Origin of the sequence: Paenibacillus plantarum (assembly GCF_013141695.1) — a bacterium.
Classification (GTDB): Bacteria; Bacillota; Bacilli; order Paenibacillales; family NBRC-103111; genus Paenibacillus_E; species Paenibacillus_E plantarum.
Genome location: NZ_WHNY01000043.1, coordinates 1 through 13,072, shown reverse-complemented (window position 1 = coordinate 13,072; position 13,072 = coordinate 1). Strand labels below are relative to the sequence as shown.

The following is a 13,072-nucleotide window of genomic DNA, read 5'->3' as shown; positions in this document are numbered from 1 at the left end:
GAACGAAACAAATACATGGCGAGTACGTCAGATATTATAAGGGGAGGGAATCAGAAAAACGTACAGGACGGATGTGGGTTTAACTGCAAAGATTGTGGTGCTAAAACCTCAGAAAAAACGCTGTGGGGTCGAAAAGTAGTTATAGAATATGCATGTGGTTTATTGCCCTCTGATTCCCCTGATTACCACAAGAAGAAAGAGCTGTTTGTATCATTTTTGGGAACCGTTCATTAAAATTTATTAATTTAATGTGTGCAAGAGCTCAATAGCAAGAGGAGAATGCTTCTGGAGATTTATCCAGCCCAAGAGGAGGCAATAGAATGAAAAACATGATCCCCCTGGGGTTATTTATTGCTCGTACTTATGCTCACAGGATGTGGGGACAGCGGGAATGGTGCAGATACGTCTGTAACGTCCCATTCCCCAATGCCCGCAACAACTGAATTGCCTCCCAGCTCAACGCCAGTATCATCTCCGCTAACTACAGAGGCAAACGTAGCGAAAGAAGATGACTCCATCAGAGCAATAGGTGCGCATTCGGATGGACAACTACTCGTCAAACCTGAGAACAAAGCGAGCGTAGCGCCTTTGGGGGCACCTAGCTGTTATGGGGTGGAGACTGATTCCCATTGGACAGGAGATTATGAGGTGGTATGGGAATCCAAATCTGATGGAATTACAACCCAAATTAGTACATTTCCAATAGACTTCGAAATTGTACAACCAAATGACTCACCAGTCATCATGCAGCCATTTACCCTGGAAGATATGGATATATTCGCTTATGTTCCTCGTTACACCGATTGTCATGGTCTCGAAACTTACCTTTTCGGAGTAAGTAATAGGAAGGCTTTTCCGATAACGTTTGAGATAAAACCAGGAGTAAATTGGGCTTCTATAAGCCAATTGCCGCACCATCCATTCAAAGTTGTAGGCGGAGAATTTATTGTGACTGGCGGTTATGGGGCGGGACAGGATTTCATTACCATCTATCATTTCAGTTATGATCCAAAGAAAAAGTCAATGATTCTGAAAAGTACAAATGAAGTGAAGCCTAACGATATATAGCTACTGTCGAGATGTCCTATTCCTGAGCTTTCAGAGATACTATACGTAAGCAACCCTCAAATCAGAGGCTGCCGAGAGAACCGACAGCCTTTCTCAACGTGCATGATAGTGTTCAATAAGAATGGGCATTTTGTAAAGTAACCTGCGCGAATGTAAGGGCAGAGGAGTACAACTGCCCTTTTTTGAAAGATAAGAATTTATATGTTTGGGGTTTACGAGAATCACGTTAGGGGTGTTGTGAAAGCGATCTGTCCTTTCCATAAAATGGGAAGTAGGAAGACTTCACCTAGGTTAACCGTTGCTGTTGGGATAAGAGCAGATGAGGGGGGAACCCGTTGTGATGCAAGGTTAGCTTTCATTTTTTCTGAGGTACGGACAGGAGGGCCGTTATTTAATAAGAAAAGCAGGGAGTCCAAATGCTAACGGACGCCACGGCGGTTATTTAGTCCCTTGCCACGCATGTTGGCACACAAATCAGTCAATAACGCCTCTGGTGTCCATTAAAAATCAAAACGGCCTCATTTTTAGCTATTAGAGGCTGTCATGTCCGTTAGAAAATTCAACCATCCTCTTTTCGCGATACTCTTTAGGTTTGGGAAGAATAGGCTCGCCTGTTTACCTTGAACCATAGACAACCCTCTCTATACACATCACATTGGGTAATTACTAAGGACCTGAGGCAGAGCCTCAGGTTTATTTTGTTATGTCTTATAGTCACGTAATGATTATTCGTGTGAAGGTAGGGATTACTTACGTCTAAAAAACCTTATGCCGCTTACGTTTCTGGACTGTCAGGTATTGATTATAGGCGGTAAGTAAACGACGGGCTAAGATAAATAGCAAGCAGGACATCACAACGACGAGGAAAGGTGAAAACAGATGAATCACAACGATATTCAACATGTACCTACACAGTCGATGCTCATTGATACCGATGTGCACAATGGGATTAGAGACCCTCAAGATTTGCTTCCTTATTTAGATAAACCGTGGCATCAGCAATGGATCGGCGCTGGGACAGGTGTAGGTACACCTTATTACTCACCAGTAGGCGTGCTGAGAAAAGATGCAATTCCTGAAGAGGGGGTTAGCTCTGGCAGTGACCCGGTCTTCATGGTGAAGGATCACATTGAACGTTATGGCTTTGATTATGTGATTTTAACAGGGCAGAATGCCCTGGAAATGTCGCTCAATCCCGATATCGATTATGGCAATGCAGTGATATCCGCCTATAACGATTATTTAATTGATCATTGGTTATCTATAGATGATCGCTATAAAGGCGCTATGGTGATTAACCATTCGGATCCCTTGTACGCGGCAAAAGAAATTATGCGAATCGGCGGGCATCCGGATATTGTCGAAGTGATCATGTGCAGCGGCAGTACACGTTTATATGGGAATCGTTTTTTTCATCCTATTTATGAAGCTGCAGAGAGGATGGGCTTGCCTGTATCCATCCATCCAGGAACAGAGGGACGCGGTATAGCTGGAGCTCCGACACCTTCCGGTTATCCATCACGCTACATGGAATGGCATAATATTCTCCCGACCAATTATATGGCGCACATCAATAGCATGGTGTGTGAGGGGGTTTTCGAGAAATTTCCGGGTGTAAAAGTGGTCGCGATTGAAGGCGGTATCGCTTGGCTGCCTCATCTGATGTGGCGAATGGATAAGAACTACAAAGCGCTGCGGGATACGACGCCATGGCTCTCAAAGCTGCCCTCGGAGTACATTCGGGAACATGTCTATTTAACGACACAGCCGATTGAGGAACCGGAGGTACCGGAGCATCTCGTACAACTCATTCAGATGTGCAAGATGGAGGATCGCATCCTATACTCAAGTGATTATCCGCATTGGGATTTCGATCATCCCAAGATGGTGCTCTCTGCTTTTCCTAAGGAGCTTCGCAAGAAAGTTCAAGGTGAAAATGCGGCAGCCTTATACGGTTTGCATAAGAAGGAGATTTTGAAGTGAGGGGGGATTACCGGTGAAGGCAACCAGAATCAGATTAACATTGCTCAAAGATATACGACGTGATCACTGGCTGTACATCATGGCCTTGCCAGGTATTCTCTATTTTCTCTTGTTTAAATATTGGCCAATGGGCGGCGTCATAATCGCCTTTCAGAACTTCCAGCCATTCACAGGTTTTTTCGGAAGCGAATGGGTAGGATTGAAGCATTTTCATCGCTTATTCTCAGATCCTGATTTCTTCATGCTGTTGCGCAATACGTTAATGCTTTCGTTCTATCAATTGGTCTTTGCTTTTCCGGCGCCAATCCTATTGTCCTTAATGCTGAATGAATTACGTCGTGAGTGGTTCAAACGCTGGATTCAAACGCTCGTCTATATTCCGCATTTTATGTCTTGGGTCGTTGTTGTCGCGATGTTTTTTGTTATCTTTGAATCCGAACAAAGCTTATTCCAATCTTGGATTGCCTCGTTAGGCTTCGAAAAATTTTCGCTCATGATGGATCCCGAATTATTCCGTCCCATGTACATCCTGCAAGTCATCTGGCGGGATAGCGGATGGGGAACCGTTATTTATCTAGCTGCGCTGGCGGCAATAAGTCCAGAGTTATATGAGGCAGCCAAAATGGATGGCGCTGGACGCTTTCGTCAAATTTGGCACATCACATTGCCAGGCATACGCAGTACGATTGTGATTCTACTTTTGCTGAAAATAAGTGATATTTTGGAAACAAGTTTCGATCATGTCTTCAATATTGTCAACTCACTGACGCGAGATGTGGGCGAGGTATTCGATACCTATGTGTATCGCGTGGGCTTAGTTGACGGACAACTCAGTTATGCGACTTCAGTTGGTCTATTTAAGGGTGTTGTTGGCCTAATCCTTGTCGTGTTGGCAAACTGGCTTGTGAAGAAATCAGGCGAGGAGGGTCTCTACTAAATGACGAATAAACGTTGGGGAAATTATTTGTTTGATGGAATCAATATCATCCTGCTTAGCTTGTTTGCATTAATTACGGTTGTGCCATTTATCCATGTGATTTCCAGTTCCTTCGCCTCTGTGGCCGAGTACAACTCACGATCGTTCCTGCTGTTTCCAACGGAGTTCTCACTGAAGGCCTATGCGTACATCTTTACAACCAATGCGCTGCCCAAAAGCTTAGGAATTACCGTATTCATCACCGTTGTTGGTACGCTGACAAGTTTATTGCTTACGACGTTGTTTGCGTATCCGTTATCGAGGAACCGTTTTCACTTCCGACGTACCCTGATGTTCCTTATAGTAGTGACGATGATTTTCCAGGGAGGCATGATCCCCGATTATCTCGTCGTGAAGGAGCTTGGCCTGTTGAATTCGTATTGGTCGCTGATCTTGCCACGAGCGATTATCGCATTCTATCTCATTATAATGATTAACTTCTTCAAGAACATTCCCGAGGAGCTTGAAGAATCAGCGAAAATCGACGGTTGCGGGGACTTGCGTATGCTTTTCCGCATTATTATTCCGCTTTCCATGCCGGCGATTGCCACACTGACATTGTTCTATGCTGTACTTCAATGGAACACGTACATGCATGCCGTTTTGTACATTAACGATACAGAGAGATGGCCTATTCAGGTGCTGCTCAGACAGATTGTCATGGTTTCTCAGGCAGGCTTTGTTGAGCAAGGTTCGATAGCCGGGGAATCTGCGATCCCCCCAGAAACAGTGAAAATGGCCGTGATCACGGTGGCAACTATGCCGATCTTAGTCGTCTATCCATTTTTACAAAAATACTTTGCAAAAGGTGCCTTAGTTGGCTCTGTGAAGGGATAGTCGAAAGGAGGAACACAATCGAATGGAAAAGGTTTGGGTAGCTGCAAAAGATGAGATTATGGAAGGTGCCTGTAAAATTGTTAAAGTGAAAAATGCCGAATACGGCATTTATAAGGTGAAGGGCGAATATTACGCATGGCGCAATGCGTGCCCGCACTTCGGTGCTCCCGTCTGCAAAGGAGTCATTACGGGGACGCGTCTACCTTCTCTCGTCTACGAGTATAAGCTTGGGCGTGAAAATGAGATTGTCAGGTGCCCTTGGCATGGCTGGGAATTCGATCTAACTACTGGGGAGCATCTAGTAGATCCTCAGACCAAACTTCGTCAAGGCAAGTTAGATAGTACAAGCGCTGAGCAGGAAAGCTTAGAGAAAGCGGAGCTGGAATTTCAGGCAGATGGCATTTATATGTGGGTGTAATGGTTTCAAAGCGGCTATACTAGACATACAGCCGCCTTAAATAAACATGTTCAACAACTAAGGAGGAGTAATTTTGAAAAACAACAAAGTGGTTAAGTCATGGGGGCTATCACTCACGATGGTTCTAGCTATTTCGGCTATACTATCGGGCTGTACGACATCAAACAGCACGTCGGGGACATCAAGTCCAAGTGCAGGTGCAAGTTCCGGACCTGCTGCGAGCCCAGCTACACCGACAGGACCTGCTAAAGTGTCGATGCTGAACGTGTATTTTTCGAACACGGCTCCGAAAGCAGACGGGCCTGTTGTCAAAGAGACAGAACGCATCGCGAATGCGAAGCTGGATATTACGTATGTGCCGTTCAATGTATACAGCGAGAAATTGAATGTCACCATGACCTCCGGGGAGATGCCGCAGTCGATTATGGTCGAAAATCCATTTATTACATCGGTTATTAACGGTATACGATCTGGTATGTTCTGGGATTTAACGCCATACTTAAACGAGTTTCCTAATTTGAAAAAATACGATAAGAATATCTTAAACAATCTGGCTGTTGATGGGAAATACTACGTGATTCCGCGTCCACGCCCACTTGTACGTATAGGTACGATCATTCGCAAGGATTGGCTGGATAATGTGGGTCTTGCGGAACCGAAGACGATCGATGAATTTTACAACGTTTTGAAAGCATTTAAAGAGAAGGACCCGGATAAAAATGGTGTCAATGATACGTATGGCCTCATGCTCTATGAAAATGGTATCCCAGCTGATATTTTCGCATGGTTTGGCGCTCCGAACAACTGGATGGTGGATAAGAATGGGAATTTCATCAGAGATGTGGAAACCAAAGAGTATCGTGAAGGTTTGACTTTCCTACGTAAATTGTATAACGAGAATCTAATTAATAAAAACTTTGCTATCGTTGTGCGAAATGAAGCTAGAAAAGATTTATACAATAATAAAGTGGGTATCAGTATCGAATCCATTGATGCTGTCGTACCGTTCTACTATCTCCAAATGGCAGATACCAAAAATAAGTATACTATGACCGTAAGTCCGCCTATCAACGGTAAATCGTATGCGACTACTGGACATTTCGGCGGTGCTTTGATTCCGAAGACGAGTGTCAAGACAGAAAAAGAACTTCGTGAGGTTCTTCGTTATTTCAATACAGAGAATAGTGATGAAGCCAAAGCTGAATTTCTCCGTATTTCCCAAGAGAATGACAAAAAACCAGCGGCTGAGCAATTTAATGTGGACGACCTCAAAAACTTGATTACGACAGATGCGATTGTTTACCCAACAGGTACGACAGATACGGATGTAATGTTGAAAAAGCGGATGATAGAGCTTGCCGACGCAAGCGTTCAGGATCCATCCATGGGCCTGATCTCTCCAACTCAAACAGAGAAGGATGCACAGTTGAAAACCCTCTTGTCTGATGCGCGAGCACAGTACATTATGGGCAAAATCGATGATGCAGGCTTCGATGCAGTTGTTCAACAATGGAAAAAAATTGGCGGCGATCAAGTAGCCAAAGAACTATCCGAGCTTTACAAGAAAAAGTAAGCAAGGCTTAAAGGGGCGTATCTAAGGATGCAGCCCCTTTACTCACTTCCATGGTATGATGAATCGTGTAAGGAGTATGGGGAAGAGTGAGGGACTCATAATGAGAAGATTTCAGACATCCAGATTTTTCAAAAACCTAGTGTTGCTCAGCTGTATTATCGGGATACTTCCTGTCGTGCTTCTAGGCTATCTCTCCTTTAATAAATCATCAGCCATCCTGGAAGAAGAGATTATTGCCAGCAATAGGCTCATCCTGAAGCAGAACAAGGAGAAAGTCGAATATTTGCTTAAAACGATTGATACTTTAGCGACACAAACGATTAGCGGAACCGCCATGACGAATGCGATTTCGATGCAAACGGTATTGGATGCACCTTTTGACTACGAATACCATGATCTCTTTGAAAATCTGCTCTATGAGCTCGTCCATATTCAAGTGTTTGAATTGGGTATTCAAGATGTGCATTTGATGAGTTACCGTCAGGATTGGATTGTTGAGGGCGGTGCTGTTTATCCGATGATAGACCGACCATTGATCGAGACGCATGATAAACGTCTATATGATTTGCAAAAGTTACTGATCTCCTATCGAGATGATTCTCGTCGCTCCTATTGGAAGCTGACTGAGGATGAGAAGTCCGGTTATGTATTTAAGCTAATTAAGCATATTCCGTTGAATGCGATCAACCCGGACGGCATTATTTCGATCAATATTCCTTTGCAAGAGCTCAGTAAGCGTCTTGCTGGTGATGTCAGTAAAGGACGTACATTGATTATCAATGAACTAGGATCTATCGTCGCCAGCCTGAACAATCATGACATCGGAACGAACGTGAAGGCCGAGAACTATTATCAACGAATGCTCACAAGCGGTGAGCAGGAAGGTTTTTTCTTCTATAAACAGGATGGCCAGGAGTTTGTCATTCATTATAATCATGCGCTATATAACAATTGGATGTATGCATCCATTACCCCATTGGAGTATGTGATGAGCAAATCGAATGGCATCAAGTTCTATACGATTATTTTTGTAGCCATTTTGATCACGCTTGTTATCACTACATCTTTCTTTTTTTCGCATAAGTTATATTCACCAATTAATCGGATCTATCGCTCTATTCAGCCGGATCACAAACAGAGGCAGAATAATGAGTTGACCTATATCAGTGAACATTTGACTCATTTGACGAAATCAAGTACGAAGCTCAAAGAGGAAATGGTATTTCTGCATAGCCAAACGCGTGAATTTTTTGTGTTTAAGCTGCTATCTGGCGATATTCGGCTAGAGTCGATGGAGGATCAATTAGAACGCCATGATTTTCCAATCAATTGGGATCATTGGTGTGTACTTGCCTTGCAAATTGATACGATGGAAGGGACGCGCTATACCGAAAAGGATATGGATCTGATGCTTTACGCCATTCATAATATGATCGAAGAAATTGTCCCTCAGTCCATGCGTCTTAGCTCTATTGTTCAGAACCAGGGAGTCTTTCTTTTCTTAGGTGGCGGTCTAGAAGATGATACGCCATTAAAAGTGCAGGTCTTTAACAAATCGGAAGAAATACGCAATAGCATTAAGCAATATTTGAATCTGAAAATAAGCATAGGGATTAGCAGGAGGTACTCGAATTTTATGTATGCACCGCTCGCCCATCAAGAAAGTCTGGATGCCTTGGCTTATCGCGTTAGACTGGGATCGGAGTCCATTCTGTTCATTGACGAAGTGGAGCCTAATAAAGCACAGATGTTCCGTTATCCGAAAGAGCTTGAATTTCAGATTATGGAGGCAATCAAGCAGTCGAATGAAGAGCAGGCGCAGGAAAGATTACAAGCGATTATTGCAGATTTTCTGAAAAATCAGATGAATCACTACGATTATCAGCATTTTATCGGACGTTTATTTAACAACTTAACGGGGCTTGTTCAGGATGCAGGTGAATCCGTACAAGAAGTTTTCCAAAAGGAGATTTTCACTTCAGAAATATTGGTTCGCATGCATGCGGCCAAGCAGATCGAGGAGTGGTTCTGGAAACAGATTATTGGGCCGCTTCTTGCATGGACGGAGGAGCGTCAACGTAAGCAAGATGTGAATATTTCAATGCTGATGATTTCAGAGATCGAGCAGCATTTTGATCAGGATTTAAGTGTCGAGATGTTTGCCGCGCGGTTTCATTACCATCCTAGTTATATTAGCCGTGTGTTTAAAAAGGATACCGGTGTGAATTTCTCTGAGTATGTGTCGAACCATCGCATAGAAGTTGCGAAACGTTGGTTACAAGAGACAGATATGAAGATTGCGGATATTGCAGAAAGGCTGCAGTACAGCACGGCTTCCAACTTCAATCGGAATTTTAAAAAGGTTGTACAAGTTACACCGAGCCAATATCGTGATCAATTCAAATAGGGAGCGGGATCGAAGATGAGACAGGTTCATTATTATCCGGCACTCGTTATCAGCGAGTCGAAGACTCTACTGCCTGAGGGTAAACAGATTGCGAGAGGGTGGCGTGCGGTACACCTGGGAGAAGGTCTGGAGCAACTATCCTTAACATGGCAGCTGCAAGAGGATCAGTTAAAGCAAGCAGCAGGACAAGGCAGTCGTTTGCGGATTACCGTCGCATTAGATTATCGGGATGCCCAACAGGTTGATGTGATCTTGCGTCAATCGGATGAAAGAATCGGAGCCATAGATATTCGGTATGCTTATGTATTTCAGCCTTTTGAGCTGCTGCTAACGGAGGAACAGACTGCAGCCGTGCTGAATGAGGGAGTGCGATTGGAACTCATAGGTAGCAAGGAGCCGCTTTGGGTATTTGATGCACATGATGATGTGGCGGAACGTGTGCTATTCGTTCCACACTTGGTGATGGGAGAACCTGATTCACGTGTCGAAGAAGCGTTGAATACGATGCTTTCACTATCCTCGATACAACCCTTTGGTTGGATGGAGGGATGTGTGTTAGATGGGCTGTACAGTTTACAGCCGGTTCTGGGGGAAGACCGAGTGAATCCCATCCTGGATTTGCATTTCAGCCAGTTTTTTAACGAGCAGGGAGATTTGCTCTATGAGGACTTGCACGGACAACAGGCTGACGGTACGTTTACAACCATTGAGGCAACCTTGCCGCTTGCAGTCATTGCGAAATACCGCAGAGATCATCCTGTGATTCTCAAAGCACTTGAATTTTTTGAAGCAGCAGGTCGCAGGAACGGTGGAGCTGTCATTGATGAGGATATGGTCACAGCAGAAGGCTCGTATACGGTGGCGTATCCGCTTGCCGTTATGGCGAGACAATTCAACCGTCAAGATATGGCGGAGCAAGCCATTGCGCAGATTCTGCTACGACGAGATTGCCTGGCACGCGAGCAGCATGTGTTCCTGCGCTATCAGCGGAAATCACAAGAACATACATTTCGCAGCTGGGCGAGGGCTGTTGCTTGGTATTACCTAGGTTTGGTCAAAACCTGCATCGAGCTGAAAGATACTCAATTCGCGAATCTGGCAGGAATGGCTGAGTTAGAGGCTGAAATTATTCGCATTGCACAGGTGGCCGCAGCGTGGAGGCAGCCTGACGGGTTGTGGTCTTGTTTCCTGGATGATGCCACGACAGGCATTGATACCTCGGGATCAGCGGGGATTTCGGCTGCATTTGCATTGGCTGCTAGTCGTCAATTGTTGCCGGACGAGTACATGATGCTTGCCCGGCATAATTTCCTGGAGCTATCTACTTATTTGACACCTGATGGCATTTTGAGAGGCGTTGCCCAACATAATGCAGGAGGAATGGCGTTGCAACAGAGCGGATATCGGGTACTCTCACAAATGGGGCTAGGCCTATGGGCACAACTTTATGCGTATATGAGGTACTAGGGAACCTACATAGATTAAGCTAACGGACAGGTACTCCTTTTATGTTAATATAAGAGTAGCTGCCAAGGGAAAAGTAAGAGGCTGCTATCGCGTTAATTCAAAAGGAGGAATACGTTGATGCAGGATCTAAAATTATTTGACCCTGAAGCTTTATTTGAGCATTTATATATAAATGCACCGATTGGGATCGCTTTAATCTCTCTGGATCGCAAATGGATGAATGTTAACCCTGCGGTTTGCCATATTTTCGGCTATTCGAAAGAAGAATTCATGAACTTTACGCCAGATGATATTCGACATCCTGATGATAAGAACAATACCAGAGGTTTACTAACAGAATTGTTGGATGGCGTAATTCCTTCATTTGAATTAGAAAATCGGTACTATAATAAAAATGGCCATATCGTTTGGACCTCCGTCTATGTTTCATTAGTTCGTGATAAGAATGACGGGAAGCCTTTATACTATATTACTCAATTTATCGATGTAACCAAGAACAAGCTAGCAGAGCTAAAGCTGCAAGAAAGTATTGAGCGGTATACGTCGCTAAAGAAATACAACCACGATGCTATTATTTCTTTTGGTTTGGACGGCATTATTATCAATGGCAATAATATGGTACAACACATGACTGGATATCTCATTGAAGAGTTAATCGGCAGTGGAATGTCCAAACTAATTGGTGAAAAAAATTCAACGAATTTGCTTCTAGCTTTAAACGATCATGTAGAAATCGAAAGAGTTGAAAAAGAAATCAATTTGATTCAACACAAGGATGGTTATTCCGTTGAAGTGTTGGTAACGCTAGCTCCAATCATCATCCAGACCCAGACGAAGGGCTTTTACATCATAGCGAAAGACATGACGGAGCAGAAGAAGTTGATCATTGAGAAAGAAGCAGCTGAAAAGACGAATAAAGCCAAAAGCGAATTTTTAGCCATGATGAGTCATGAAATCCGTACGCCTATGAATGGGGTTATCGGTATGACGGATGTGCTTCTTGAGACGGAATTGGATGAAGAGCAGATTGAATATGTCCAAATTATTAAAAAGAGTGGCGCTACGCTACTCATGATTATCAACGATATTTTGGACTTCTCCAAAATCGAATCCGGCAAAGCCGAATTAATGGAAGAACCTTTAAATGTGAAAGATATTTTATCAGAAACGCTTAATTTGGTCATGTCTAAAGCACTTGAGAAAAATCTGGAGATCACGACATCGATCTCTCCTAAGGTTCCTAACTTGGTTCATGGCGATATTACGAAGTTGAGACAAGTTTTGATGAATTTACTCAGCAATGCCATAAAGTTCACGCCGAACGGAGCGATTTCGGTCAGTGTTGAACCTGTGTCGCAAGAACAGAATTCAGTGCGCCTTCAATTCGCCATTAAGGATACAGGTATCGGCGTACCGAAGGAACAAGTAGGTCATTTATTTGACCCCTTTTATCAAGTTGATCACTTTATGACTCGACGAACAGAGGGGACCGGATTAGGACTAGCTATCTGCAAAAAGCTTGTTGAACTTATGGACGGTGAAATCTGGCATGAAGCATCCAAAGACCAAACAGGATCAACTTTCCTGTTCACGGCCAACTTGGGGGTCCAATCGAATCATGCAGATTCATCACACTATGATATGTGGCCCCAACAGGATGACATTGTCGGAAATTCAATGGAACAATCCTTGAAAATCTTGATTGCTGAAGACAATGAAGTGAATCAAGTTGTGATCAAGAAAATATTAGAGAAACTCGGGCACAAAACGACCTTAGTACATAACGGAAAAGAAGCCGTGGAAGCTGTTAAGCGGTATCCTTATGATATCATCTTTATGGATATTCAAATGCCTTGGATGGACGGATTAACGGCAACGAAATTAATTAATGACATGTTTAAGGGTAAGAAACGCCCGTACATTGTGGCAGTGACAGCTCACGCCATTAAAGGTGACAGTGAGAAATATCTGTCTGAAGGTATGGATGCCTATATCAGCAAGCCGATCAGCATTAACACGATAGCAGATGTCATTGATGGATATGAGAATATGAAATATATATATTAGATAGTAACAGTTTACGTGAGTTAGTTGATATGCGTATGACACTATATTCATGCTTTGGCTACTGCTATAAGTCTGCGTTATTGGATATGTTGCTTCAAAAACGAGAGTTACATAGAGAACCGAGATGAGGCTGCCAGCATGATTGGCAGCCTTTTCTCAAAATAATTGAAAGTAAAATATTTAAGCGCAAGGAAAGTATCCCGGTCACTCGTCGCACACTAGCGCACAAATATTGTGCGCAAGGAAAGTATCCCGGTCGCTCGTCGCACGCTAGCG

The 13,072-nt window shown here is 43.7% G+C and carries 9 protein-coding genes; all 9 read left to right on the top strand.

The features are described 5' to 3' along the window. Positions 1-351 precede the first annotated feature (351 nt). A complete protein-coding gene (locus GC096_RS15005; protein ID WP_171631287.1) occupies positions 352-1,068 on the top strand; it encodes a hypothetical protein in 717 nt (238 codons plus the stop codon). 879 nt (positions 1,069-1,947) lie between these two features. Beyond that, the gene (locus tag GC096_RS15000; RefSeq protein WP_246302764.1) at positions 1,948-3,051 is read left to right on the top strand and encodes an amidohydrolase family protein; all 1,104 of its coding nucleotides are present in this window, start codon (positions 1,948-1,950) and stop codon (positions 3,049-3,051) included. Positions 3,052-3,064: 13 nt separating this feature from the next. Then, positions 3,065-3,988, top strand: coding sequence for an ABC transporter permease (locus GC096_RS14995; protein ID WP_312886273.1), 924 nt, complete (start codon positions 3,065-3,067; stop codon positions 3,986-3,988). Continuing rightward, positions 3,989-4,864: a carbohydrate ABC transporter permease gene (locus tag GC096_RS14990; protein ID WP_171631285.1), complete on the top strand. Its 876-nt coding sequence runs from the start codon at positions 3,989-3,991 to the stop codon at positions 4,862-4,864. A 22-nt stretch (positions 4,865-4,886) separates the two neighbouring features. After that, positions 4,887-5,282: a Rieske (2Fe-2S) protein gene (locus tag GC096_RS14985; RefSeq protein WP_171631283.1), complete on the top strand. Its 396-nt coding sequence runs from the start codon at positions 4,887-4,889 to the stop codon at positions 5,280-5,282. Between the two features lie 73 nt (positions 5,283-5,355). Beyond that, a complete protein-coding gene (locus tag GC096_RS14980; protein ID WP_171631281.1) occupies positions 5,356-6,855 on the top strand; it encodes an extracellular solute-binding protein in 1,500 nt (499 codons plus the stop codon). Between the two features lie 100 nt (positions 6,856-6,955). Then, positions 6,956-9,262 (top strand): AraC family transcriptional regulator, encoded by a 2,307-nt coding sequence (locus GC096_RS14975; protein WP_171631280.1) that lies wholly within the window; start codon positions 6,956-6,958, stop codon positions 9,260-9,262. A gap of 15 nt (positions 9,263-9,277) precedes the next feature. After that, positions 9,278-10,729: a glycoside hydrolase family 88 protein gene (locus tag GC096_RS14970; protein WP_171631278.1), complete on the top strand. Its 1,452-nt coding sequence runs from the start codon at positions 9,278-9,280 to the stop codon at positions 10,727-10,729. Positions 10,730-10,846: 117 nt separating this feature from the next. Further along, positions 10,847-12,796: a PAS domain S-box protein gene (locus GC096_RS14965; RefSeq protein WP_171631276.1), complete on the top strand. Its 1,950-nt coding sequence runs from the start codon at positions 10,847-10,849 to the stop codon at positions 12,794-12,796. Positions 12,797-13,072 lie beyond the last annotated feature (276 nt).

Excerpts from the sequence above, each read along its gene's own strand:
- GC096_RS15000 (WP_246302764.1), top strand. The coding sequence starts at position 1,948 with ATGAATCACAACGATATTCAACATGTACCTACACAGTCGATGCTCATT.
- GC096_RS14990 (WP_171631285.1), top strand. The coding sequence starts at position 3,989 with ATGACGAATAAACGTTGGGGAAATTATTTGTTTGATGGAATCAATATC.
- GC096_RS14985 (WP_171631283.1), top strand. The coding sequence starts at position 4,887 with ATGGAAAAGGTTTGGGTAGCTGCAAAAGATGAGATTATGGAAGGTGCC.
- GC096_RS14975 (WP_171631280.1), top strand. The coding sequence starts at position 6,956 with ATGAGAAGATTTCAGACATCCAGATTTTTCAAAAACCTAGTGTTGCTC.
- GC096_RS14970 (WP_171631278.1), top strand. The coding sequence starts at position 9,278 with ATGAGACAGGTTCATTATTATCCGGCACTCGTTATCAGCGAGTCGAAG.
- GC096_RS14965 (WP_171631276.1), top strand. The coding sequence starts at position 10,847 with ATGCAGGATCTAAAATTATTTGACCCTGAAGCTTTATTTGAGCATTTA.